Below are 23378 nucleotides of genomic sequence, written 5' to 3' on the forward strand. Positions count from 1 at the left end.
GAAGTGTTTCCCTAGAACAGATAACTGGCCTTGAGCCCGCCGCTGAAGCCGTGGCTGTCCCCGCCACCGCTCGCACCCACTTCGGCACCCACGCTCAACGCGCCGAGATTGGCCATGAGGTTGACCCCTGCGGTGAACTGGTCGCGGTTATCGAACGCGGCGCGCTGTTCGATATCCAGGCCCAGCAAGTGCCCTTCGCTGTCGACCTGATGATCGCCAAGCACATGCTCATAGCCCACCTGGACACCCGGCACCAGTTGCCAGGCGCCCATGCCGATCGGGGCGAATGCCGCGTTGAGGTTGGCCACGGCACTGCGGCGAGTTTCGTCAATGCTGTCGACGTCGAGGGCCAGCTCACTGCCTTTCTCCTGGAAACCCGACAGGTTCAGATGGCTGACGCGCACGCCGAGGCTCGGTTCGAGCGTCACGCCGCTGACCGGTACACGGTAGCCCAGTGCCAGGGTTGCTCCAGTGAGATTGCCATGGCTTTCGCCCTTGGCGGTGCCGAGGCCGCCGCCGAGGTCGCGCTTGCTGTCGTAGTCGATGTAGCCGGCGCTGGCGTCGGCGTCGACGAACAACCCGCGTTCCAGACCGTCCGGCGCGAAGCGTGCGCCCATGCTGAAAAAGCTGAAGTCGGTATCCGCCTCGCCACCCGCGCCGCCGACGGTGCCCTTGCTGTAGCCGAAGCCGGCATGGGCGCTCAGTTGTTCGGAGAAGCGCTGGGTCAGGCCGACCATCATGCCTTGGCTGTGCTCGTTGCTGCTGGAGGCTTGGGACGAACCATCGGTGCCCAGGTAGCCCGCCAATGCGGTGGACCACAAGCGGTACTGGCCGACCTTGAGGTCCGTGCCACTGGCAAACGGCGCAGCCGCCTGTTCGATCATCGCGCCCTGACGCAGCAGGTAACTCGCCGCGTCGGCGTGCACCTGACCGCCGACCGTGGACTGGACGCCCGCCAGGTCGCCCGCATCGATGGCCGACTGCAGATAGTAGTTGTAGTCGCTGTAAGTGCCCGAGAGGCTGCTGTTCTGCAGCTGTTGCAAAAGCTGCGCGCCGGCGGCGGCGTTGCCAAGCAGACCCGCCTGGCCGGGCAGACTGTTGAAGTAGACCATCTTGCCGCGCAGCACATAGATCGTCTCCTGGGAAAGACCCAGGCCTTGCTTGAGGTAGTTGTCCATGCTGCCGTACTGCGCGGTCACCTCGTCCAGGCCGGCTTGCAAGTAGCTGGACTCGACGCCGAGCAGCGGCGCATAAATGGCCGCCATCGCCGGCGGCATACTCGCCAGGGTCGCCGCTACGCGCGCGGCGGTGTAGTCGTTGGTGGCCAGGTAATTACTCATGATGGTGGCACTGTCGACCCCGGCAATGCTCAGCAACACGGCGGCGGTCCAACCGGTTCGGTCCTTGCCGGCGGTGCAATGGAACAACGCGGCACCGTCGACACTGGCCAGTTCATTGAACAGCCTGGTGAACTGGCTGCGCATCCCGGCGTCACTGACAAACGCCCGGTTGGTCTGCTCCATCATCGCGATGGCATCGGCTGCACTTTTGAACGAGACCGTGGTGATGTTCGAACCGGATGTGGTGCTGCCGATGATGTCGATGTTTTCGTAGCTCGCCCCGGTGAGCATCGTGTCGGGTGTGCCGGCAATCTCACTGGGGGTGCGCAGGTCGTAGACGGCCTTGATGCCCAAGGAATTCAGCGTAGCCAGATCCGCGGCAGACGGGGTCAGGGCGTTGGAACGATAGAACACCCCGCTGCGCATCGTGCCATCCCGGGCCGTGGAGTAGGCGGTGGTAACCCCCGCGAGATCACGGAAGTTGTCAATGCTGCGCAGGTGGGGAGTCTCGAGGACGTTAGTCTCGGCGGCTTGGGCGGTGGCGATGGACAGAGTCAAAACGGACAGCGAACACAGAAGACGTGGAAACACAGTTCAGCCTCATTGATCAAGCGATGGGCTGGCTACTATCTGCAATGAAGTAATACCGAATATGACAGATTGCGCTCGGACGAAAATCGGTGCGTGATTGGTCCGCCGGGTTCGTTTTTTGTCCGAGGGGTTATCGCCAGCCGTAGGCAGCTATGAATCCTGCTCGCCCCGGTATATCGACGGAATATCGGTAACGCAGGCTTGCCTTAATATGAGCGTCATCCTGATGCCTCATGGGTGATGAATGGGGAAACTACCAAATCGCCCGGCCTCAGCCAACGACAGCTTGAGCCAGGCTTGCGGCGAAATAATCGATGCCACCCAAGGGTTTGATTCGAGCAAGACAACGAAACACTGAGATTATGGGCCAACGGCTTTCATGGTGCGCAGATTCAACCGGCCGATTTACTTTCCGCAGAAAACTGCCAAACGAACAACCAGCCCCATGAAAACCGCGATCATGCAGTCCTCTCATGAGCTTGCCTACTATCACTCGGCGCTTGAGCACGATCGTCAAGACTGTAGTCTCGTACGACATGGGCAATGCGCAGATGATAATCGTTGAAAACCTGCTGACGGCCTGCCAATTGGGCCGCACGATGCAGTTCAAGACCGCGCCACCGTTGGATAGCTTCTTCGTCACGCCAGAATGACAGCGACAGCACCTTTCCTGGCTCACTCAGGCTTTGGAAACGCTCCACGCAAATGAAGCCATCCAACTCTGCCAGCAAAGGTTTCAGTTCAGCAGCCAGGTCAAGGTAGCGCTGGTATTGCTCTTCGCGTGGCCAGGCTTCAAAGATAACGGCGATCATTGCTGAGCTTCCTGAGTGGGATGGAATTTAGGAATGCGCCCATTAAGGGACGGCAAATAACTCCACCGATACGATCGAGCAGAGGGGAAAGATTGGCGTTGCAACCACAGCAATATCGCTTCAGAGGCGATCGCCAACGCCAGTTGCTGACCTGGGCATTCATGTCGTCCTGAGCCGAAACTGAAGGTTCGTCTTTTACTTCGCTTGAGCAGGAAGCTATCGGGGTCGGGGTTCAGGCAGGGATCTCGATTGGCTGAAGCGAGTAGCACTAGAACGGTATCCCCCGCTTCCAGGACGCTATCGCCAATCGTGCATCGCTTCGCAACGAATCGCCGGGTGTTTTGCACTGGCGAGTCGTAGCGCGCTACCTCGGCCACCAGTTCTGCGACGAGCATCGGCGTCGGTTGCCCGTCTTCAATCAGGTCAGGATTACGATGGAGCGCTACGAGGGTATTGCCAATCAAGCCTGCGGTGGCTTCACAGGTCTGTGACATCAAGCCGATCAGGTTAGCAATCAAGGTTTCCTGATCTTCCCATTTCGCTGCCTTGCTTTCGCTGCGAATTCGAGTCAACAAGGCGCTATCACTTTCAGGGTCATTCAGCAGCGCGCTGAAAACCTGGCCAAGTAGAATGGCTCCGGAATGGGCCTTATCGAGTTGCGTTTCATCGCTTAACGGCGATAGGCAGGCGACAAAATCCCGTGTCAGCTTCGCGACATCTTGCATTCGCGAGGATGGCAGACCTATCAAGGAGGCAATGACGCAAACCGGCAACGTGAACATCAACTCGTCCGTAGTTTCGAGCGACTTATCAAGTGTCGCGACCAGCCGTGACACAATGTCGGCGACGCCTTCCATCTCGATAGAGGCCAGGGCGGGCTCAAATGCCATCCTGGGACACCGGTGTCGTGCCCCTTCGTTCATGCGCATCAACCGACCGAAAACAAGTCCGGCGGCGCCCTGTGCAATGGCAGGAGGAATTGGCTCGTGGAGTGGACGCACTCGACAATCGGGATTCCCCAGAATGGCCTCGACCGCTGTGGCCCCACTCGCAATCCATAAACCAAGATCTGCATCGAAGAACAGTTCCTTCTGTTGCCTGAGATGCGAGTAGTAACCATAAGGATCGTCATGGGTGGCTGCTTCTAATGGCGTCATTTTGGAGTCCTGTTAACAAAGAACAGTTACTATCGGACACCCTTCACGCTGACGATTCGCTCAGGAACGAAATATGGATTGCCAAGGCAATGAGCTTGCCCTTTCCCGGATCGCCGGCGCTATTGCGGAACCTGCGAGGACGAAAATGCTTTGCTCGCTGATGGATGGACACGCGCGAACCAGTACCGAAATGGCCGTAATCGCCGACGTAAGTACCTCCACCGCGAGCGCGCATTTGGCAAGACTCAAGGAGGACGGGTTGCTCAAGCTGCACACGCAGGGACGGCATCGCTACTACAGTCTGGCGGACAAACAAGTGGCGCAAGCGCTTGAAGCCCTCATGGTGGTTAGCCAATCCGCGAACGCCAGGTTTGTTTCAACCGCCCCTAACCGATTGCAGTTTGCGCGTACCTGTTATGACCACATGGCCGGAACCTTGGCGGTTCATCTGCATGATCATTTCATTGATTCAGGGTGGTTGATGGTGTCTGACGCGGGTGACCCTGTGTATCAGCTGACTGACAGCGGCGAAGCAGCGATGGTTGGTCTCGGTATGGAAATCGCGAAAGTAAGGGTACAGCGACGTCGTTTCGCTTGCCCATGCCTGGACTGGAGCATGCGGCGCCCTCATCTGGGTGGAGCACTGGGAGCGGCTTTGCTACAGACAGCTCTAAACCGCAAGTGGGTTATCCAGGACCTTGATAGCCGGGCACTTGCATTGACGCCCAAAGGGCGAAAGGAGCTGTCTGGCCGATTTGGGATCACCGTTGAGAACCAGGAATAACGCATGTTTGCTGGATTCATGCGTTGTCCCTGACTCCATCGCGAGCAAGCTTGCTCCTACAGCGGGTTGCGGTTGGGCAAGGGACCAGTGTCGACAGCCCTGACACCCAGGCTTTGATTGAATCGCAACAGATAGCCATCCGGATCCAGCACCAGGAAATTGAGCTCTCCATGCTCGCGCTCGTTGTCGCGGTACCAGCACTCTTCAATGGGTCTGCGCAGTGCAATGCCGGCGCCTTCGATGGCCTTGGCCAAGGCGTTGGCATCCGCGCAGCGGATCGAAAGATTCATCCCTCGGCCATAGGGTGATTCCAGAGGACCAACCCGCCAGGGAGACGCCTGCAAGTCATCCTCTTCGAGCATCAATTGACTGCCCTGGAAAGACAGGAAAGCGAACTTGTGCTCAGGTCTTTCGTATTCAACCTGAAAGCCAAGTACCTGGCAGTAGAATGCCAGGCTGCGTTGCACGTCAGAGACAATCATCTCTGGAACCAATGGGTTCATCTTCATGAAGGGACTCCTTGTCGTTGTAGAACACCTCAGGCAGCAAAACGTTATCGTTCTCTGCCAGGGCCGGTTGTACCATGATTGATGCGCGGGTTCCTTACATCGATCACTGCCACTTCAAAACGGACTTGTCCAACACCCCAAAGGAGTTCCACCGTTGTCCGAACATCGCATCCGCCCTCTCGCCCTCTGTATCTTTCATCATCACGGCAAGATCCTGGTCAACCAGTTCCACGACAACGAAAACCAACGAACCCTTTACCGCCCCATCGGTGGCGGTATCGAGTTTGGCGAAAGAAGTGCCGATGCCATTGTCAGGGAAGTGCAGGAAGAGCTGGGTTTGTCGGTTCATGGCGTGCGTCTGCTGGGTACACTGGAAAGCCTCTTCACCTATGCCGGTAAGCCGGGGCACGAAATCGTTCAGGTCTATGACGCGACATTCGATGACGAACGCGTCTACGAAGCAAAAGAACTGACAGGACACGAAAGCGACGGGGCATCGTTCATCGCCAGATGGTGCGACAGCACGGATTTCAGCCTCGCCTCCCCTCTGGTACCTGAGGGCCTTCAGGATCTGCTCAAGTCGCTGTCGCTACTTGAGTAGGCCTCTTTGCAACGAGACTTTTTTCCACAAAGGAGCCGCCATGCCCATGGGCAAACGAGAACTGGCACGGATCGAGCGCCGCTTGATAGCGACGCTGACCGACGCCTGCGAAACAGCAAAAGCTGAAATCAAAGGCTTTACCTGGCTCACCCATACGGCCGACTTGAGCGACCTTGCGCGAACGCTGAGGGTGACCTGGGTGTTTGAAACGCTGGCCGACAAGAAACTTGCCGAGGCGAGCGCGAAAGTGCGGATTCTTGAGCTGACGGCCATCGCACTGAAGGAGGCAGACATTGATCTCAAGCCATCAGATCACACTGTCCGCTTCGACTCCGAGGAGGAGTGCCAACGCACCCATGGTGGTGATTGGAACAAGCGCCTGGCGCAATTCGGCGCGTCCAGGGGTCATTGACGATGGCCAAGGAAATCGAAAATCCCTGCATATCGATTTGCCAGTTGAGCGGCGATCTGTGTGTAAGCTGCGGGCGCAGCAAGGATGACATCAGGCAGTGGAAACGCATGAAGCGGCCTGAAAAAATGGCCGCTGTGCAAAGGGCGAAAGTCCGTTTGAAAGGGCTGAAGAAGGCACGTGGGTGAACGGTCATTGCTTTCGAATCACCGCCTGCGCGCTCCGCGTGCAGTGCCCCCAGACAGGCGAATAAAGCTTCATACAAACCAAGCGCCATGCCGATTCCGATGACTGACCACGCCAGTAAAAATACCGGCAATGAAGTGGCGCTGGCCATCAGGAACAATCCGAGCGCGACGCCCAGATTGGTCGCGCGCAAGCCATCCTGGCGCGTGCGATCTGATTCACATCCTTCCGCATTGGATCCTTTACTACGAAATATAATTATCGACCGATAATCGAACGGTTTATGAAAACAGTTAACTATTTGTTTTAAAAGGATTTAATCGAATAAATAAAGTAAAAAAGTGAAAACCCCAAAAAATCACACTTTTCAATGGATCCATAAATTGATTGACTGGCACTGCACGGTGTCAGGTACAGCGCCTGCCCGCTCATAAAAATAACAAGGGTGTCGGGATGAATGACTTCTCAATCGGGTTCGGGCTTCGGCTTGCACCCAGCTTCGTGTGCCTTTCTCGCTTTACCTTTACCCAGCCTCGTCTCGAGGGGCAGCCATGAGTGTCGACCTGAAGAGCGTGGTAGATGAGCGCCCGATGGCGCGCTTCCAGTGGCTGGCCGTGGGTATCTGCATTGTCCTGAACATGATCGATGGCTTCGACGTGCTGGTGATGGCCTTCACGGCTTCCTCGGTGTCTGCCGAATGGGGCTTGAATGGCGCGCAGATCGGTTTGCTGTTGAGTGCCGGATTGTTTGGCATGGCGGCAGGCTCGCTGTTCATTGCGCCGTGGGCGGATCGTTATGGACGTCGGCCATTGATCCTGTTTTGCCTGCTGCTTTCCGGTGCCGGCATGCTGTTGTCGGCCCTCAGCCAGACGCCGCTGCAACTGGCGCTGCTGCGCGGGTTGACCGGGCTGGGGATCGGCGGAATCCTGGCCAGCAGCAACGTGATTGCCAGCGAATATGCCAACAAGCGCTGGCGCGGGCTGGCGGTGAGCCTGCAATCCACCGGTTATGCCTTGGGCGCGACCTTGGGCGGGCTGTTGTCGGTGTGGTTGTTGACGCACTTTGGCTGGCGTTCGGTGTTCATCTTCGGGGGCGCCGTGACCCTGGCGGTGATTCCTTTGGTGCTGCTGTATTTGCCTGAATCCCTGGACTTCCTGATCGCCCGTCGCCCCGCAAATGCCCTGGTCCGCATCAATCGCCTGGCCGCCCGCCTCGGCCAGCCCGCATTGCGCGAACTGCCCGTGGCCCTCTCGGCACCGACTTCAGGCCGTGGCCGCCTGGCGCAGTTGCTCTCGCCGGATTCACGGCGCACCACCCTGTTGATCTGGCTGTTGTTCTTCCTGGTGATGTTCGGCTTCTACTTCGTGATGAGCTGGACGCCGAAGCTGCTGGTCTCGGCAGGGCTGTCGGCACAGCAAGGCATCAGCGGCGGCGTGCTGCTGAGCGTCGGCGGTATCTTCGGCGCCGCGTTGATCGGCGGCCTGGCCTCGCGCTGGCGGCTGACCCGGGTGCTGTCGCTGTTCATGCTGATTACCGCGGGCCTGCTGGTGCTGTTTGTCGGCTCCGCTTCATCGGTATCCATGGCACTCGGCCTGGGCCTGCTGATCGGACTATTCGCCAACGGTTGCGTGGCGGGCTTGTACGCGCTGTCGCCGATTGTCTACGACGCTTCCGTGCGCACCACGGGGGTCGGTTGGGGCATCGGTATCGGGCGCATCGGCGCGATCCTGTCGCCCACCGTCGCCGGCCTGTTGCTCGACAGCGGTTGGCAGCCACTGCACCTGTATGGGGTGTTTGCGGTGGTCTTCGTGATTGCCGCTGCCGTGTTGCTGCAACTGCGGCCCAAGGCACCGGCGCAACCGGCTGCCCAACCCAGTCAGGCCTGACCATTACAAAGCAGTAGCGAGGCCCTGCCCTCGCTACTGACTCCATCCTCCAGGAAAACAACAATAATGACTTGCTTCCCTCTCCCGCCCCGGGCCCTGCTCGGCGGTGCAATAGCGCTTGCCCTGATGCCTTCGGCGCACGCTGAAAGCAGCGGTTTTTTCGAAGATTCCAAGACCAGCCTGACGCTGCGAAACTACTATTTCAATCGCGACTTCAACGATCCCGGCGCCAACAAGAGCAAGATCGAAGAATGGGCCCAGGGCGCGATCCTCAAGTTCAGTTCCGGTTATACCCCGGGGGTTGTCGGCTTTGGCCTCGACGGTATCGCGATGCTGGGCGTCAAGCTCGACAGCGGCCCGCAACGCAGTGGTTCGGAGCTGCTGCCGGTGCACGACGATGGTCGCGCCGCCGACGACTACGGGCGCGCGGGCCTGGCGGCAAAAATGCGTATTTCCGACACCGAGCTGATGCTTGGCGAGCTCATGCCGGACATTCCCCTGCTGCGCTACGACGACGGACGCCTGCTGCCGCAGACCTTCCAGGGCGCCATGCTGGTGTCCCGGGAGCTTCCCGGCCTGAGCCTGCAGGGCGGTCAATACACCTCGGTGAGCCTGCGCAACTCCTCGAACATGCAAGACCTCTCGGCCTGGGCTGCGCCCACCGTCATGTCGGACGCCTTCAACTATGCGGGCGCCGAATACCGCTTCAACGAACAACAGACCCAGATCGGCGCCTGGTATTCGCAGCTCGAAGACATCTATCAGCAAAGCTATCTGAACCTGCTGCATAAACAGAAAGTCGGTGACTGGACCCTCGGTGCGAACCTGGGCTACTTCATCGACAAGGATGACGGCAGCGCCCTGATCGGCAATGTGCAAAGCCATACCGCCTACGGGCTGTTCTCGGCCAACCTGGGTGGCCATACCCTGTACCTGGGGCTGCAGAAGGTCAGCGGCGATACCGGCTGGATGTCCGTGTATGGCAGCAGCGGGCGCACCTTGGGCAACGACATGTTCAACGGCAACTTCAGCAACGCCGACGAGCGTTCCTGGCAAGCGCGTTATGACTACAACTTCGTCGCCGTCGGCCTCCCCGGCCTGCTGCTGATGACCCGCTACGGTCACGGCGACAACGCCACCACCAAGGCCGGCAGCAATGGCAAGGAATGGGAGCGCGACACCGAGGTCAGCTACACCCTGCAAAGCGGCCCGCTGAAAAACCTCAGCGTGCGGGTCAACAACGCCACCAACCGGCGCAGTTTCAACAGCGACTTCGATCAGACCCGCGTCATCGTCAGTTACCCCCTCTCCCTCTGATCCTCCCGCCAGGGGCGCTCGTCGCCCCTGTATCTCTCCCCTCCTTGCGTTACTATGGCGAACCAACTTCTGGAAGTCGCCTGCATGAGCAAACCGGGTCAAATGGTGCTGGTCGCACTGCGCAAAATGATTGCCTCAGGCGAGCTGGCGGCCGGCGAACGGCTGATGGAGATCCCGACGGCGGAACGCTTCGGCGTCTCGCGCATGCCGGTGCGCATGGCGTTCCTGACCCTGGAGCAGGAAGGCTTGCTGGTGCGCCATGGCGGCCGGGGTTATCAGGTGCGCTCGGTGAGTGCCGACGATATCGCCGGCGCCGTGGAGGTGCGTGGGGTACTGGAAGGTCTGGCGGCGCGACAGAGCGCCGAACGCGGCTTAAGTGAAGAAGCACAGGCGGCGCTTCGCGAATGCCTGGTGCAAGGCGATGCGCTGTTCGACAAGGGCTACGTGACGGAAGAAGACCTCGAGGCGTTCCATGACCTCAACATGCGCTTTCACCAGGTGATCGTCGACAGCAGCGCCAACCCGGCGATTGCCGAAGCCCTGGCGCGCAACGACCATCGCCCCTTCGCTTCAGTGTCGGCGCTGGCGATCGATCGCCAGGACCTGGCGCGCGAATACCGGCGCTTCAACTTCGCGCACATGCAACACCACTCGGTGTTCGACGCGCTGGTCAGCCGCCAGGGCGCACGCGCAGAAGCCATCATGCGCGAACACGCCAATGCGACACTGCGTTACGCCGAGGTCTTCGGGGCGATCAGCAACAGCGACCGGATGAAAGTGATCGCCCGCGGCGAGTGATCGGCGGGATCAGAGGTCCAGCACCAACAGCTTGGACTTGGACCTCGAACAGCAAGGCGTGAACTGATCATTGGCTGCTTGCTCTTCTTCGGTGAGGAACAGGTCACGGTGCTCCGGCACCCCTTCCAGCACACGCGTCAGGCAAGTTCCGCAGATGCCCTGCTCGCAGGAAAGCGCAATCTCGACGCCGTGACTTTCCAGCACCTGGACCACCGTCTTGTCGGCCGGAATGTCGAACACCTGCCCGCTGCCGGCCAGCTTGACCTGGAACGACCCATCGGCACTGGTATCCACCGGCACCGCGGCGAAGTATTCACGGTGCAAGTGCTCGTCGCTCCAGCCCTGGGCCTTGGCGCTGTCGAGCACATGCTGCATGAAGCCTGAAGGCCCGCAGACATACAGGTGCAGGTCAGGCCGCGGATGGGCCAGTACCCTGGCGGCATCCAGGCGCGAATCGGCCTCTTCGTCGAAATGCAGGTGCACGCGATCGGCAAAGGAGGCACTTTTGAGTCGCTCGACAAACGCCGCACGCTCACTGGAGCGGGCACAGTAATGCAGTTCGAAATCGGCGCCGCTGTGGGCCAGATGCTCGGCCATGCACAGGATCGGGGTGATGCCGATGCCGCCGGCGAACAACAGGCTACGCCGCCCCTCGGCCACCAGCGGGAACAGGTTGCGAGGCTCACTGATGAACAGCCGGTCGCCGCTGTTGATCTGCTCATGCAGGCTCTGGGAACCGCCGCGCGAGGCGGTGTCCTTGAGCACGCCGATCAGGTAGCGATGGCGCTCTTGCGGGTGATTGCACAGCGAGTACTGGCGGATCAGCCCGCCAGGCAAGTGCACGTCAATGTGGGCCCCGGCACTGAAACCGGGCAATTGCCCGCCTTGTGCGCAGGCCAACTCGTAGCTGCAGATATCCAGCGCTTCGTTGTTGCGGGATGTCACGACGACTTCAATCATGGCGCACCTTCAAGACCGGCCACCGCAGTGGCCGTGAACAGGATCAATGGGAGTGGACTGGCGTAGCGCTCGAGCTAGTTGGCCGTGGCAATCAGCTCGACAGCCGGCGCGCGCTCACGGGCGATGATGCGCTCCAGCACGCGCCGGGACTGCACACCACCGGCATCGATATTGAGCTTGAGCAGGTTGCGCTGGGGATTGGCCAGCAGGTTCTTCTGCTGCTGTTCGAGCATGTCGAGGTCTTCGCTGAAGATCTTGCCCTGGCCCTCGCGGATGGTCGCGGTCAGTTCTTCGTCGTGCGGATTGAAATTGCGCGCCATGCCCCAGAAGTACCAGATCGACGTCTCGGTTTCCGGGGTAATGAAGTCGACCACGATGCTCGCGGCCTTGTGTTGCGGCTCGGCGTTGTAACCGCCCTTGCCGGCGTGGGCCACGCCCACCTCGATCAGCACGTGGCTGGGCGGACTGAAGCGGCAGATCTGCCAGCGGTCCACCGGCACATCGTCGGCCAGGTTGTTGCCCCGCAGGGCCATGCGCCAGAACGGCGGCGCCATGATGTTTTCCATGTGCCGGGCGGTAACCACCTCGTCACCCTCGACGGTGGTGACCGGCGCCGCTTCATCGATCTCTTTCTGGCCGATGCTCGAGGCGTGCACGTAGGTTTCGTGGGTGAGGTCCATCAGGTTATCGATCATCAGTCGATAGTCGCAATTGATGTGGAACAGCCCGCCACCGTAGGCCCATTCATCGCTGACCGCCCATTCCAGATGATGGATCAGCGCAGGGTCAGCCTTGTCCTGCTCACCCGGCCAGACCCAGATGAAACCGTATCGCTCTTCAACGGCGTAAGTCTTGTTGCACGGAAAACCCCGTACGCGCTGCCCCGGCATTTCGACGGTCTTACCATCACAGCCCATGACCAGCCCGTGGTAGCCACAGACCAGGTTGCCGTTCTCGACATACCCCAGCGAAAGGGGGGCGCCGCGGTGTGGGCAAAAATCCTCGACGGCGGCCACCCGCCCTTCCTGCCCACGATAGAAAACGATTTTCTCACCGCATATCTGCCGCCCCAGGGGCTTGGAAGCGATCTCTTCAGGGGTGCAGGCGACATACCAGATGTTTTTCGGATACATAGGGATTCTCCGGACAGGCTTGTTTTTATGGATCCATTTGATCGGATAATCCTGACATACGTCAAGCTTTTTGCTGCTATTTGAATATTAATGGATCCATTAAAGCCAAAGTAGTGATTTCAACCTTTCGCACACTTGATGCCGGCGAAGTCGGTCCTGACTACGTGGATGACACTTTTGAAGCCAACCGCTGCAGCGCCTGCCTCGATAATCGTTAGCTTACTGACGAACTGTCGAGGTCAAGCATGACGAGCACAACTACGGAACAAGTCAGCCCGAAAACCCTGAGAAGAGTGATCGTGGCTGCCGGCATCGGCAATTTCGTCGAGTGGTTCGACTTCGCCGTCTACGGCTTCCTGGCCACGACCATCGCCCAGCAGTTTTTCCCCAGCGGCGATGCCAGCGCCGCGCTGCTCAAGACCTTTGCGGTGTTTGCCGTGGCGTTTGCGTTTCGACCCCTCGGCGGGATTTTCTTCGGCATGCTGGGCGACCGGATCGGCCGTAAGCGCACCCTGGCGATGACGATTCTGCTGATGGCCGGTGCGACGACCCTGATCGGCCTGCTGCCCACTTATGCCGCGATCGGGGTCACGGCGCCGATTCTTCTGTCGTTGATCCGTTGCGCCCAGGGCTTTTCCGCCGGCGGTGAATACGCCGGTGCCTGCGCCTACCTGATGGAACATGCACCGAGCGATAAACGCGCCTGGTACGGCAGCTTCATCCCGGTATCGACGTTCTCCGCCTTCGCCGCGGCAGCCGTGGTGGCCTACGCACTCGAGGCGTCTTTATCCGCCGAAGCGATGGGCAGCTGGGGCTGGCGCCTGCCGTTCCTGATTGCCGCGCCGCTGGGCCTGGTGGGTTTGTACCTGCGCTGGAAGCTCGATGAGACACCGGCCTTCCAGGCGGTGACCGAGGAACATGCCGTCGCCCACTCCCCACTCAAGGAAACCTTGCGCAACCATGGCGCGGCCATCTGTTGCCTGGGCGCCTTCGTGTCGCTCACAGCGCTGTCGTTCTACATGTTCACCACCTACTTCGCGACCTACCTGCAGGTCGCGGGTGGCCTGAGTCGCGCAACAGCCTTGCTGGTGTCACTGATCGCCTTGCTGTTCGCCGCAGCGATCTGCCCGCTGGCCGGGCTGTATTCGGACCGGGTCGGGCGGCGAATGACGGTGATGACCGCGTGCGCGCTGCTGATCGTGGCCGTGTACCCGGCGTTCCTGATGGCCAGCTCCGGCTCATTCGCAGCATCCGTCGCCGGCGTGATGCTCCTGGCGGTCGGCGCGGTGTTGTGTGGCGTGGTCACCGCGGCCCTGCTCTCGGAAACCTTCCCGACCCGCACTCGCTACACCGCCTCGGCAATCACCTACAACATGGCCTACACGATTTTCGGCGGCACCGCGCCGTTGGTGGCCACGTGGCTGATCAGCACCACCGGCAGCAACCTGTCGCCGGCGTTCTACCTGATCGCGATTGCCTTGCTGGCGCTGGCGGGGGGACTGGCATTGCCTGAGACATCACGGATTTCCCTGCATGACGTTCCGGTAGAGGGCAAAGGCGCAGGTGTGAGGGCTGCGGCCTGAAAACTCAAATCCAGCAGCGGGCTGGCCAGCGTGGGCTGGGATGGTTTCTGTGCCACTGACATTGAGGGCGACGAAGACATCCTGTGGCGCAAGAACCTGTTGCGGCAGATAGGCTACAAGCTGTGAATTGCACAGCGAGCAGAATAGCCCACGAAAAATCCCGCCCCAGTCGCTGAGGCGCTCTTTGCGAGTCATTTCATAGCGAATCCATTCACTCATCCGCAGACCCGGTAACGGCGAAAATGTTACAGGGCACTTGATACAGCACATGCTCCGTCGTACTGCCCACCCATTTACCCAGCCCCTTGCGGTGGGCATTTCCCATGACGATCACATCGGCCCGGTGATGCGCTGCAAAGTCGGCCAGCGCTTTGCCTGGTGGACCTTCAACGAAGTGTTGCCGCTCAGTGGGCACACCGTAGTGGTCGGCCAATGCGATAAATTTCTTTTGCAGTGACTTGCGCACTTCGCTGCTGAAACCGGGCATCGTCACGGCACCGGCGCCTGCGTCGGATATATGGGTCGACGATGGATCGTAGGCATGCAAAAGATGCAGTTGCGCACTGCATTGCATCGCCAATCCGTTTGCCGCCTGGATGATGCGTTCGTTGATGCCAGTGATCTGAGTCTCGGGTTGTGATGGATCGACCGCCGCCACTACCACCCGCGGAAGTGGACACCTGACTTCGCTGACCAGATGCACAGCCACCGGACATTCACGCAACAGGTGCCAATCCAGAGGCGTAATGAAAACGCGCTTGAGCGCTGACTCGTGCTGCACGTCCTTGATAAGCAGATCCGGCTGCATTTCTGCCACGTGCAGAAGTATTTCTTGCAGCGCGGTTCGCGTAACAAGCACTTCGGTACTCACCTTGACCCCGCGCTCGCGGAATAGATCGGCCTCATCCTTCAACCATATTTCGTTCTCTTGCTGGCAGGCTTCACGAAAACGTGCACCCGCGCTCCTCAAGCCCAGGAGGTTGGAGTCTTCGATAAACACCGTGATATGCAGGGCCGCGCCTGTGGCTTCGGCAATGGCGACAGCTCGCTCCAACGCCGGGGTGTGGCGCATGGCTGGACCGGCTATCAGTAAGAGTCGTTGATACTGGCTCACGTAACACCTCCAAACGCTCCGGGAAATCTGGCCCCCCTGCGCGATCGCGTGTCACACCACCGACGATTGACTATCGTCTCGAATGTCTGGATCGACACCACCAATATACGCCTGAATTGCGTAATGGCACGGGTGACAACCCACACAAACGCTGCTAATCCAACAATAATAGAGGCCAAACCACAAAGGCAGAGAACCGATTGAACATCGATACCCGCATCAAATTCCGTCATCTGCTGTGTTTTCTCGAGGTGGCGCGCCAGGGCAGCCTGGCGCGTGCCTGCGACAAGTTGGCAATCAGCCAGCCGGCGCTTTCCAAGACCCTGAAGGAGCTTGAAAACCTGTTGGATGCCACGCTGTTTGAACGGGGTAAAAAGGGCTCGACGTTGACCGAGGCCGGTGTGGCCTTTTTGCGCTACGCAGGGCCGAGCGTGCAATCGTTGCGTGACGGGGTCAACAGTTTGCGCTCTGGTGTGCATGAGCCCATCAGCGTGCAGCTTGGTGTGCTGTCCACCGTCGAAAGCCTGTTGGTGCCTGAAGTGGTGTGCCGTCTGCACGAGCGCCACCCGGCGTTGGTGGTCAGTGTCGTGACCGGCCCAAGTGCCTACCTGCTGTCGCGGTTGCGTGTCGGTGAGCTGGACCTTGTAGTGGGCAGGATGACCGATAGCCCACTGATTCTCGGGCTGGCGTTCGAGCACCTCTACAGCGAATCCATGACCTTGGTGGTGCGTAGCGGCCATCCGGTGCTCACCGATCTGCCGGGGCAGAAAAATCTCGAGGACTATCCGTTGGTACTGCCGTCGGCGGGAACGACGATCCGCAAATTCGCCGACAGCCTGTTTGTGCAACACGGGATAACCCCATCACGCCAACGCCTGGAAACCCTGTCGGTGGCCCTGAGTCGGCGCTACGTACAAAGCAGCCAGGCCATCTGGGTCGCGCCTTTGGACGCTGTCAGGCAGGACTTGAGGCAAGGCGAGCTGGTGGAGCTGGACCTGGGGATGCGTGAGCCTGGTGGTTCCGTGGGGTTCTGCACCAATCCCGCATTGGCACTGGCGCCAGCGGCGCAGTGGTGTGTGGAGGCACTGCGCGAGGTCGGGCAGGACTATCGTGAGGGCAAATATCCATAACCATCTGGATATGCATAAGGTCGATTTTTTCAATTTTGCGATGGGTTGTACAAGCGGAAACTGGGAACGCTGCCAACGCAGTACCGGCTTCTGTCCACCCATAACAACAGGAAAAAACGACATGTCTGATGCGCACGACAGCCGCTTCGTCATTCGTGACCGTAATTGGCATCCCAAGGCCCTGACGCCTGACTACAAGACTTCGATCCTGCGCTCTCCCCGCCAGGCACTGGTGAGCATCCCGCAATCCTTATCCGAAACCAGCGGCCCGGATTGTTCCCATCTGCAAATGGGCCGGCACGATAACGATCTGCTGTTGAATTTCAATCATGGCGGCCTGCCCATCGGCGAACGCATCATCCTGGCGGGCCGGGTTTGCGATCAGTACGGCAAGCCGATTCCCCACACCCTGGTAGAGATGTGGCAGGCCAATGCCGGTGGTCGTTACCGGCACAAGAAAGACAGCTACCTGGCCCCGCTTGACCCGAACTTCGGCGGCGTTGGCCGAGCGTTGACCGACCGCGATGGCAACTACAGCTTCCGCACCGTCAAACCCGGCCCCTACCCATGGCGCAACGGCCCCAACGACTGGCGCCCTGCGCATATCCATGTCTCCATCAGTGGCCCGTCGATTGCCACGCGCCTGATTACCCAGCTGTATTTCGAAGGTGATCCGCTGATCCCCATGTGCCCGATCGTCAAGTCGATCGCCAATCAGGACGCGGTGCAGAGTCTGATCGCCCGGCTGGACATGGGCATGGCCAATCCCATGGATTGCCTGGCTTATCGTTTTGATATCGTCCTGCGCGGTCAGCGCAAGACCCACTTCGAAAACTGCTGAGGAGGCCTGCACATGCCCGTTCAACTGCTGCCTGAAACCCCGTCGCAAACCGCCGGCCCCTATGTCCATATCGGCCTGGCGCTGGAAGCTGCCGGCAACGCGCCGCGTGAGCAGGAAATCTGGAATGAAATGGCCAGACCCGGCGCGCCAGGTGAGCACATTTTATTGCTGGGCCACGTGTATGACGGCAATGGCCACCTGATTCGCGACGCCTTCCTGGAGTGCTGGCAGGCCAATCACGAAGGCGTCTACGACAGCGCTTTCGACCTGGAAAAACCCTTCAATTGTTTTGGCCGCACCGCGACGACCGATGTCGGTGAATGGACGATCAAGACCGTGAAGCCTGGCGTGGTGAAAAACGCCTCGGGCGTGGTCATGGCTGCGCATGTCAACGTGGCGCTGTTTGCCCGGGGCATCAACATTCACTTGCAGACCCGACTGTACTTCGACGACGAACCCGAGGCGAATGCCGTGGATCCCGTGCTGAACCTGATCGAACAACCCCATCGGCGCGAATCCCTGATCGCCCGGCGCTGCACGGTCGATGGCCAGCTGGCGTACCGCTTCGATATCCATGTCCAAGGCGAAGCGGAAACCGTGTTCTTCGACTTCTGACGACGCATGACAGTGAACACCGCCCCATGGGAAAGGTCACCCCCACCCATGGGCCTCTTCGATAAAATGCAAAACCGCGCTCGATCGTTCATCAATCCGTGAAATCAGCGACAGTTCACTGACCATTTCCGGTTGCGCCAGGGGCACGATCCGTATGCCGGGCATGGTCAGCCGGGTCATTGTTTCGGGCACGATGCTCAGGCCGATACCCGCGGCCACCAGCCCGGGAATGCTCATCAGCGATGGCACATGCATGATGTTCTCGGGGTGCAGCTGGTTTTGCCGGCAGGCCTGGAGCGTGTGGGAGGTCAGGCCAATGCCGGCGCTGTCCTGCAAGAACACGAACTTCTCATGCCGCAGTGTCGCCAGTTCACCGGTAAAACTGTCCGCCAGTTCATGGTTGTCCGGGATCAGCAGGACGAGCCTGGATTGGCTGAAGTGATGGGTGCGCAGCCGGTCCGGCAGGTGATCCTTGAACACCCTGGCAAAGGCCAGGTCAAGCTTGTGGTCGAGCAACATGTCGAACTGCGCGCGAATACCGGCGTCCACCAGGGACACTTTGACTTCGGGAAACGTGCTGAAGTAATGGCGCAGCAATTGCGGCAAATTGGCCTCGAACAGGGCCGAGTGATAACCGATATTGATTTCGCCGACTTCACCGCGCCGGGCACGCCGGGCGGCGGCAATCGCCAGCTCGCTGGCCTCGATGGACTGCCGGGCATGGGGCAGGAACGCCTCGCCGGCAGCGGTCAACGCCACGCCGCGGTTTTCCCGCCGGAACAATGCCAACCCCAACTCCGCCTCAAGCGTGCGCATCAATTGGCTCAGGGCCGGTTGCGCGATACCCAGTTGTTCAGCCGCGCGGCTGAAGTGCTGCAGGTCGGCGGCGATCACAAAGGCTTTCAGGTGACGCAGTTCCATAATCGCTACCCATAAGGCTGACTTATCTATTTATCGTGATTTCGATAATTATTTTGCAAGCGGGATGCGCTAACGTCTACTCACTTCGACGATTCCTTGCAGCTGCATCGAAATCGTATGGGTATCCCGACACCATAAAAACAATGACGAGCACCTTTATGAGCACACCCCATCAAGAGACTCATGATTCGCGCATGCCTCGCAAAGCGGTGACCGCCGCAACGATCGGCACCGCCCTGGAATGGTTTGACTTCACGCTGTATGGCGCGGTGTCGGCGACGATCCTGCCCAAGCTGTTTTTCCCGGCCATGGAGCCGACAGCCGGCCTGCTCGCGTCGCTGGCAACCTTCGGTGTCGGCCTGGCCGCTCGGCCATTGGGCGCCATTACCTGCGGCTACCTCGGTGACAAACTGGGCCGGCGCAACCTGATGTTGGCCACCGTGAGCATGATGGGCCTGGCGTCGGTATTGATGGGCCTGTTGCCCACCTACGGTCAGGTTGGCATCTGGGCGCCGATCCTGCTGGTGTTGCTGCGGATCATCCAGGGCTTCGCGCTGGGTGGGGAGTCCACCGGTGCGCAACTGATGGCGCTGGAACACGCCACCCCCGATCGCCGCGGCCGCTATTCCGGCATGCTCGGCCTGTGCTCACCGCTCAGTCAGATATTGGCCAACGGCGTGTTGATGGGCCTGGCGGCGACGCTTTCAAGCGAGCAGTTCGAAAGCTTTGGCTGGCGAATTCCCTTCCTCATGAGCTTCGTACTGGTGGTGGTCGCGATCTTCATCCGCCTGAAAGTCGATGAAACCCCGGCCTTCGTCGCGTTGAAAAAGACCCCGGTCAAACAGGAAAAGAGCCCGCTCAAATCCGCACTGGGCAGCCATTACAAAACCATCCTGCGCCTGATGTTTTTCTTCTGCTCGCCCGCTGCACTGTTCTACCTGATCGTGATTTTCTCCCTCAGCTACCTGACCAAGCATCTGGGCTTCAGCCAGTCGACAGGCTTCATGTCGCTGATGGTGGCTAACATGTGTGCGATTTTCGGTGCGCTGGCCGGTGGTTATCTGTCCGATCGCTGGGGCCGTAAAAAGGCGTTGGCATTTGGTTCGTGCATGACCTTGCTGATCCTGTTCGTGTACTTCCCGATCCTCAACACACTGAACGTTCCCGCCATCATGGCAATCATGGGGCTGTTCCTGGGCTTCACCCAGTTCCAGAGCGGCATCCAGCCGGTGGCCTTCGCCGAAGCCTTCCCGACCCAGGTGCGCTACTCCGGCTCGGCTCTGGCCTACACCGGCGCCAACCTGGTGATCGGCGGCCCTATGCCAATGATCGCGGTCTATCTGATGAGCCAGTCGAACAACTCGCCATGGCCTCTGGTGACGCTGTGTGCGGTGATTAACCTGATCTCGCTGGCCATGATCGTCATCGGCCCGGAAACCCGCGGCATCGACCTGAACGCTGTCGCCAAAGACGACGAGATCGACACTCGCGCTACCGCCATTCTTTCCAAATAACGCAGCAGGACGACCATGAACCGCACCGTCTTCATCCTCAACGGCCCAAACCTCAACCTGCTGGGTCGTCGTGAGCCGCACATCTACGGCCACACCACGCTCGAACAAATCCGCCAACGCAGTGAGAGGCTGGCCGAAGAGCTTGATCTGGTCATCGACTTTCGCCAGACCAACCACGAAGGCGTAATGGTCGACTGGATTCAAGAGGCCTTCGAGCAAGGCGCTGCCGTGATCATCAACCCGGCCGGCCTTTCGTTTCACTCGATTCCGGTCCTGGATGCGCTGAAGTTGCTCGACGCACCACTGATTGAGCTGCACCTGTCGAACATCCATGCACGGGACGAACTGCATCGCCACTCGATCATGTCGGGTGTGGTCAATGCGGTGATCTGCGGCATGGGCGCCGATGGATATCCCCTCGCCATCCGGGCCATTGACGACTTGCTGCGTCGTCAGGTTGCCAACCACTGACACCCCTTCCCCAGACGCTCACACGGCGGTCCCTTGGCAGATTGTTGCCAGGGCCGCTTGCGCCTGAAATTCAGTCGCCAACTGCAAAAAACCCTGAAAAAAATAATAATTCACCGCGAGACATCCCCCATGCGCCACACCCGTTTCAGCCGCAACGTGCCCGCACCTTACTCTTTGATCGGCCTGGCCCTGGCACTCAGTGCCGGCTCGGCGACTGTCGCTCACGCCGATGAAAACAGCGGATTCATCGAAGGCTCGACTGCCACGCTCAATCTGCGCAATGCCTACATCAATCGCAACTTCGTCAATCCCGCCTACCCGAACAGTGCCGCACCGCAGAACAAGGCGGAGGAATGGACGCAAAACTTTATCCTCGATGCACGCTCCGGCTACACCCCTGGGCCGGTAGGGTTCGGCGTTGATGTGCTGGGGCTTTATTCGCAGAAGCTCGACGGCGGCAAAGGCACCTCCGGCACTCAGCTTTTGCCGGTTCATGATGATGGGCGCCCCGCTGACAACTTCGGACGGCTGGGGGTTGCCGCCAAGGCCAAGGTTTCAAAAACGGTGGTAAAAGTCGGCGAATGGGCCAGCACCCTGCCGATCCTGCGTTCCGATGATGGTCGTTCGTTGCCGCAGACCTTTCGTGGCGCGCAGGTCACCTCCCAGGAAATCGGCGGGCTGACGTTGTATGGCGGTCAGATCAGACAGAACAGCCCGCGCAATGATGCGAGCATGGAAGACATGTCCATGAACGGCAAAGCGGCGTTCACCTCCGATCGATTCAACTTCGGTGGCGGTGAATACACCTTCAACGACAAGCGCACGACCGTTGGGCTCTGGTACGACGAACTCAAGGACATCTATCAGCAACAGTACTTCAGCCTGAGCCACAGCCAACCCGTGGGCGACTGGACGCTCGGCGCCAACATGGGCTTTTTCACCGGCAAGGAAGACGGTGCCCATCTGGCTGGCGACATGGACAACAAGACCGCCTTCGGCCTGTTCTCGGCAAAACTGGGCGGCAATACGTTTTACGTCGGCCTGCAAAAGCTCACCGGCGATACCGCGTGGATGCGGGTCAACGGTGCCAGCGGCGGTACCTTGGCCAACGACAGCTACAACTCCAGTTTCGATAACGCCCAGGAGCGCTCCTGGCAGGTCCGTCACGATTTCAACTTCGTCACGGTCGGCGTCCCTGGCCTGACCCTGATGAATCGTTACTTGAGTGGCGACAACGTGCACTCGGGCGCTATAACCGATGGCAAGGAATGGGGCCGGGAATCGGAACTGGCTTACGTCGTGCAGTCGGGTGCCTTGAAAAACCTGACCGTGAAATGGCGAAACTCCAGCATTCGCAAAACGTTCAGCACCAATGAGTTTGACGAAAACCGACTGTTTATCAGCTACCCGATTTCGTTGCTGTAGTGCTGTCGAGTTGAGCAAGCTGCGTGCATCCGAAACGCTATGGACCGCACGCAGCTGTCTGATCCCCTTTCACCTTTGCGGTCAGAATCCCACCTTTGCCGGGAAGCCGTCATTCAGCCGCTGGCACGGACCTGAACGCCGTGCTGAATTTCGCCATCTGGCGCAACAATTTTTCAGTTTCCCGAAAACCGATCCCGACTATTGGTCAAGTGCAGCACCATCGCAGCCCGAGCTGCATCGGGATCCTGGCGCTTGATCGCGTTGAAAATCGCTTCGTGCTCCAGACTCGCCAGATGCCCCAATTGTGAAAAGTCAGCGCTTCCACGCTCGTCGACCTTCACCTGGTTACGAGGAATCATGGCGTTGCCCAGGTGCTGCATGATTTCCGTGAAAAAAGTATTGCCGGTGGCTTCGGCAATGATCTGGTGAAAGCGCTTGTCCTCCTCGACGCAACTGTCGTTGTTAGCCAGCGAAGCCTGGTAATCAGTCAAGGCCTGGCGCATGCGAGCGAGCTGATCGTCAGTTCGACGAACAGCCGCCAGCGCAACAGCCTGCACTTCCAGGCCCAGCCTCAACTCCAGCATGCTCCTGACACTGGCGACCGTATCCACATGCAGGCGTAGCCCTGGCTGCGATTGCTGCTCCAGCACAAACGTGCCGATGCCGTGTCGTGTCTCGACCAACCCCGAAGCTTGCAGCTTGGAGATCGCCTCCCGGACAACGGTGCGGCTTACGCCATGCTCGAGAACGATGGTGGATTCCGAGGGCAGCTTTTCGCCCGGTTTCAATTGTCCGAGCAAAATACGCTGGGTCAGTGCTTCGACCACACCCTGGGCCAGGTTGGCGGATCGTCTACGGACAGGGGTTCCGCTTTCAATTTGCATAGATTTGAGTCCACAGAATTTCGCTCTTGAGAGCTTAACACCCACCCGTGACTCCCTGGCGAACTGTGCACGTACTTCGTTGGGCCAACACGGCCCTAGCTTGTATGACAACACACCTATCAACCGAAAACCGAGTGACAGCCTTCTCCTCTGATCGACGTAAAAAACCTCACCGCACAAACTCAATTCATGGCATAAACACTAGCCAATACTAGTCAAAATGCACAGTAAGCTATTTCTCATCGCGCAGTACGACGACAAAAACGCAAACCCTCGCATTGCGAAGTAGAAAATCCACTTGTATGATGTCTATCAACACAAGGCGCATCAAAGATCCCAACAAGCCGCCGGTGTGACGCTAAAACCCGCATAAAAATAATCAGTGGGAGATTTGAAT

23 protein-coding genes and 2 pseudogenes are annotated in these 23378 nt (G+C 59.3%); 15 read left to right on the forward strand and 10 right to left on the reverse strand.

Annotated features, from left to right (window positions below; genetic code table 11):
- Positions 1-11: 11 nt before the first annotated feature.
- The 3 genes from ACM6I6_RS13260 to ACM6I6_RS13270 all read right to left on the reverse strand — a co-directional run bounded on the left by ACM6I6_RS13260 (position 12) and on the right by ACM6I6_RS13270 (position 3900).
- Entirely contained in the window at positions 12-1931 is a 1920-nt protein-coding gene (locus tag ACM6I6_RS13260; RefSeq protein ID WP_414920017.1) for a tyrosine-protein phosphatase, read from the reverse strand.
- 458 nt (positions 1932-2389) lie between these two features.
- On the reverse strand, positions 2390-2743 hold the full coding sequence (locus ACM6I6_RS13265; RefSeq protein WP_323607691.1) for an antibiotic biosynthesis monooxygenase: 354 nt from the start codon (positions 2741-2743) through the stop codon (positions 2390-2392).
- The gene (locus ACM6I6_RS13270; RefSeq protein WP_414920018.1) at positions 2740-3900 is read right to left on the reverse strand and encodes a cytochrome P450; all 1161 of its coding nucleotides are present in this window, start codon (positions 3898-3900) and stop codon (positions 2740-2742) included. The genes ACM6I6_RS13265 and ACM6I6_RS13270 overlap by 4 nt, the downstream gene beginning before the upstream one ends.
- A 73-nt stretch (positions 3901-3973) precedes the next feature.
- On the opposite strand from ACM6I6_RS13270, the gene ACM6I6_RS13275 reads away from it, so the two are divergent.
- Positions 3974-4684: an ArsR/SmtB family transcription factor gene (locus tag ACM6I6_RS13275; RefSeq protein ID WP_414920019.1), complete on the forward strand. Its 711-nt coding sequence runs from the start codon at positions 3974-3976 to the stop codon at positions 4682-4684.
- 56 nt (positions 4685-4740) lie between these two features.
- Here the strand turns inward: ACM6I6_RS13275 and ACM6I6_RS13280 are convergent, their stop codons facing one another.
- Positions 4741-5193 carry a VOC family protein gene (locus ACM6I6_RS13280; protein ID WP_323607689.1) on the reverse strand — a complete coding sequence of 151 codons (453 nt, stop codon included), beginning with the start codon at positions 5191-5193 and terminating at the stop codon, positions 4741-4743.
- A 154-nt stretch (positions 5194-5347) separates the two neighbouring features.
- On the opposite strand from ACM6I6_RS13280, the gene ACM6I6_RS13285 reads away from it, so the two are divergent.
- Genes ACM6I6_RS13285 through ACM6I6_RS13295 form a run of 3 tightly spaced genes read left to right on the forward strand, consistent with a single transcriptional unit; the run spans position 5348 to position 6391 of the window.
- The gene (locus ACM6I6_RS13285; RefSeq protein ID WP_323607688.1) at positions 5348-5794 is read left to right on the forward strand and encodes an NUDIX hydrolase; all 447 of its coding nucleotides are present in this window, start codon (positions 5348-5350) and stop codon (positions 5792-5794) included.
- Positions 5795-5834: 40 nt separating this feature from the next.
- Positions 5835-6206 carry a hypothetical protein gene (locus ACM6I6_RS13290; protein WP_323607684.1) on the forward strand — a complete coding sequence of 124 codons (372 nt, stop codon included), beginning with the start codon at positions 5835-5837 and terminating at the stop codon, positions 6204-6206.
- A 2-nt stretch (positions 6207-6208) separates the two neighbouring features.
- Positions 6209-6391 carry a DUF1289 domain-containing protein gene (locus tag ACM6I6_RS13295; protein ID WP_274076393.1) on the forward strand — a complete coding sequence of 61 codons (183 nt, stop codon included), beginning with the start codon at positions 6209-6211 and terminating at the stop codon, positions 6389-6391.
- Here ACM6I6_RS13295 and ACM6I6_RS13300 read toward each other — a convergent pair.
- Positions 6391-6582, reverse strand: a pseudogene (locus tag ACM6I6_RS13300) (MFS transporter); the annotation flags it as partial. The gene ACM6I6_RS13295 and the pseudogene ACM6I6_RS13300 overlap by 1 nt on opposite strands.
- Positions 6583-6940: 358 nt before the next feature.
- Between ACM6I6_RS13300 and ACM6I6_RS13305 the strand changes: the two are divergent.
- From ACM6I6_RS13305 to ACM6I6_RS13315, 3 genes are all read left to right on the forward strand, one after another.
- Positions 6941-8275, forward strand: a complete 1335-nt coding sequence (locus ACM6I6_RS13305) for an MFS transporter (RefSeq protein WP_274076392.1) — start codon at positions 6941-6943, stop codon at positions 8273-8275.
- Positions 8276-8401: 126 nt separating this feature from the next.
- On the forward strand, positions 8402-9592 hold the full coding sequence (locus tag ACM6I6_RS13310; protein WP_274076468.1) for an OprD family porin: 1191 nt from the start codon (positions 8402-8404) through the stop codon (positions 9590-9592).
- Positions 9593-9676: 84 nt separating this feature from the next.
- The gene (locus ACM6I6_RS13315) at positions 9677-10390 is read left to right on the forward strand and encodes a GntR family transcriptional regulator (RefSeq protein ID WP_274076467.1); all 714 of its coding nucleotides are present in this window, start codon (positions 9677-9679) and stop codon (positions 10388-10390) included.
- A gap of 9 nt (positions 10391-10399) precedes the next feature.
- Here the strand turns inward: ACM6I6_RS13315 and ACM6I6_RS13320 are convergent, their stop codons facing one another.
- Positions 10400-11350, reverse strand: a complete 951-nt coding sequence (locus tag ACM6I6_RS13320; RefSeq protein ID WP_414920020.1) for a PDR/VanB family oxidoreductase — start codon at positions 11348-11350, stop codon at positions 10400-10402.
- A 74-nt stretch (positions 11351-11424) separates the two neighbouring features.
- A complete protein-coding gene (locus ACM6I6_RS13325) occupies positions 11425-12483 on the reverse strand; it encodes a Rieske 2Fe-2S domain-containing protein (RefSeq protein WP_414920021.1) in 1059 nt (352 codons plus the stop codon).
- Positions 12484-12728: 245 nt separating this feature from the next.
- Here ACM6I6_RS13325 and ACM6I6_RS13330 point away from each other — a divergent pair, with 245 nt between their 5' ends.
- Positions 12729-14066, forward strand: a complete 1338-nt coding sequence (locus ACM6I6_RS13330; protein WP_406591132.1) for an MFS transporter — start codon at positions 12729-12731, stop codon at positions 14064-14066.
- 33 nt (positions 14067-14099) lie between these two features.
- Positions 14100-14192 (forward strand): annotated as a pseudogene (locus ACM6I6_RS13335) (hypothetical protein); the annotation flags it as partial.
- Between the two features lie 85 nt (positions 14193-14277).
- On the opposite strand, the gene ACM6I6_RS13340 reads toward ACM6I6_RS13335, so the two are convergent.
- A complete protein-coding gene (locus tag ACM6I6_RS13340; protein ID WP_274076373.1) occupies positions 14278-15180 on the reverse strand; it encodes a universal stress protein in 903 nt (300 codons plus the stop codon).
- 200 nt (positions 15181-15380) lie between these two features.
- Between ACM6I6_RS13340 and pcaQ the strand changes: the two genes are divergently transcribed.
- From pcaQ to pcaG, 3 genes are all read left to right on the forward strand, one after another.
- On the forward strand, positions 15381-16310 hold the full coding sequence (gene pcaQ, locus ACM6I6_RS13345) for a pca operon transcription factor PcaQ (protein ID WP_274076372.1): 930 nt from the start codon (positions 15381-15383) through the stop codon (positions 16308-16310).
- A 121-nt stretch (positions 16311-16431) separates the two neighbouring features.
- Positions 16432-17151 carry a protocatechuate 3,4-dioxygenase subunit beta gene (gene pcaH, locus ACM6I6_RS13350; RefSeq protein ID WP_414920022.1) on the forward strand — a complete coding sequence of 240 codons (720 nt, stop codon included), beginning with the start codon at positions 16432-16434 and terminating at the stop codon, positions 17149-17151.
- Between the two features lie 12 nt (positions 17152-17163).
- Entirely contained in the window at positions 17164-17766 is a 603-nt protein-coding gene (gene pcaG, locus ACM6I6_RS13355; protein ID WP_414920023.1) for a protocatechuate 3,4-dioxygenase subunit alpha, read from the forward strand.
- Between the two features lie 36 nt (positions 17767-17802).
- Here the strand turns inward: pcaG and ACM6I6_RS13360 are convergent, their stop codons facing one another.
- Positions 17803-18687, reverse strand: coding sequence for a LysR family transcriptional regulator (locus tag ACM6I6_RS13360; protein WP_274076369.1), 885 nt, complete (start codon positions 18685-18687; stop codon positions 17803-17805).
- A 158-nt stretch (positions 18688-18845) separates the two neighbouring features.
- On the opposite strand from ACM6I6_RS13360, the gene ACM6I6_RS13365 reads away from it, so the two are divergent.
- From ACM6I6_RS13365 to ACM6I6_RS13375, 3 genes are all read left to right on the forward strand, one after another.
- Entirely contained in the window at positions 18846-20201 is a 1356-nt protein-coding gene (locus ACM6I6_RS13365) for an MFS transporter (RefSeq protein WP_274076368.1), read from the forward strand.
- Between the two features lie 15 nt (positions 20202-20216).
- Positions 20217-20672: a type II 3-dehydroquinate dehydratase gene (locus ACM6I6_RS13370; RefSeq protein ID WP_323607667.1), complete on the forward strand. Its 456-nt coding sequence runs from the start codon at positions 20217-20219 to the stop codon at positions 20670-20672.
- A gap of 129 nt (positions 20673-20801) precedes the next feature.
- Complete coding sequence (locus ACM6I6_RS13375) at positions 20802-22097, forward strand: OprD family porin (RefSeq protein ID WP_414920024.1); 1296 nt, start codon at positions 20802-20804, stop codon at positions 22095-22097.
- Between the two features lie 173 nt (positions 22098-22270).
- On the opposite strand, the gene ACM6I6_RS13380 is transcribed toward ACM6I6_RS13375, so the two are convergent.
- On the reverse strand, positions 22271-22981 hold the full coding sequence (locus ACM6I6_RS13380; protein ID WP_274076466.1) for a FadR/GntR family transcriptional regulator: 711 nt from the start codon (positions 22979-22981) through the stop codon (positions 22271-22273).
- Between the last annotated feature and the right edge of the window lie 397 nt (positions 22982-23378).

This window comes from Pseudomonas sp. IT-P218 (assembly GCF_949767605.1).
GTDB lineage: Bacteria > Pseudomonadota > Gammaproteobacteria > Pseudomonadales > Pseudomonadaceae > Aquipseudomonas > Aquipseudomonas putida_AE.

Bases quoted from the DNA above. Each gene is read 5' to 3' on its own strand.
- ACM6I6_RS13365 (WP_274076368.1), top strand. From the start codon at position 18,846: ATGAGCACACCCCATCAAGAGACTCATGATTCGCGCATGCCTCGCAAA.
- ACM6I6_RS13370 (WP_323607667.1), top strand. From the start codon at position 20,217: ATGAACCGCACCGTCTTCATCCTCAACGGCCCAAACCTCAACCTGCTG.
- ACM6I6_RS13305 (WP_274076392.1), top strand. From the start codon at position 6,941: ATGAGTGTCGACCTGAAGAGCGTGGTAGATGAGCGCCCGATGGCGCGC.
- ACM6I6_RS13320 (WP_414920020.1), bottom strand. From the start codon at position 11,350: ATGATTGAAGTCGTCGTGACATCCCGCAACAACGAAGCGCTGGATATC.
- ACM6I6_RS13380 (WP_274076466.1), bottom strand. From the start codon at position 22,981: ATGCAAATTGAAAGCGGAACCCCTGTCCGTAGACGATCCGCCAACCTG.
- ACM6I6_RS13360 (WP_274076369.1), bottom strand. From the start codon at position 18,687: ATGGAACTGCGTCACCTGAAAGCCTTTGTGATCGCCGCCGACCTGCAG.
- ACM6I6_RS13325 (WP_414920021.1), bottom strand. From the start codon at position 12,483: ATGTATCCGAAAAACATCTGGTATGTCGCCTGCACCCCTGAAGAGATC.
- ACM6I6_RS13275 (WP_414920019.1), top strand. From the start codon at position 3,974: ATGGATTGCCAAGGCAATGAGCTTGCCCTTTCCCGGATCGCCGGCGCT.
- ACM6I6_RS13375 (WP_414920024.1), top strand. From the start codon at position 20,802: ATGCGCCACACCCGTTTCAGCCGCAACGTGCCCGCACCTTACTCTTTG.
- ACM6I6_RS13330 (WP_406591132.1), top strand. From the start codon at position 12,729: ATGACGAGCACAACTACGGAACAAGTCAGCCCGAAAACCCTGAGAAGA.
- ACM6I6_RS13265 (WP_323607691.1), bottom strand. From the start codon at position 2,743: ATGATCGCCGTTATCTTTGAAGCCTGGCCACGCGAAGAGCAATACCAG.
- ACM6I6_RS13310 (WP_274076468.1), top strand. From the start codon at position 8,402: ATGCCTTCGGCGCACGCTGAAAGCAGCGGTTTTTTCGAAGATTCCAAG.
- ACM6I6_RS13295 (WP_274076393.1), top strand. From the start codon at position 6,209: ATGGCCAAGGAAATCGAAAATCCCTGCATATCGATTTGCCAGTTGAGC.
- ACM6I6_RS13280 (WP_323607689.1), bottom strand. From the start codon at position 5,193: ATGAAGATGAACCCATTGGTTCCAGAGATGATTGTCTCTGACGTGCAA.
- ACM6I6_RS13290 (WP_323607684.1), top strand. From the start codon at position 5,835: ATGCCCATGGGCAAACGAGAACTGGCACGGATCGAGCGCCGCTTGATA.
- ACM6I6_RS13315 (WP_274076467.1), top strand. From the start codon at position 9,677: ATGAGCAAACCGGGTCAAATGGTGCTGGTCGCACTGCGCAAAATGATT.
- pcaH (WP_414920022.1), top strand. From the start codon at position 16,432: ATGTCTGATGCGCACGACAGCCGCTTCGTCATTCGTGACCGTAATTGG.
- pcaG (WP_414920023.1), top strand. From the start codon at position 17,164: ATGCCCGTTCAACTGCTGCCTGAAACCCCGTCGCAAACCGCCGGCCCC.
- ACM6I6_RS13270 (WP_414920018.1), bottom strand. From the start codon at position 3,900: ATGACGCCATTAGAAGCAGCCACCCATGACGATCCTTATGGTTACTAC.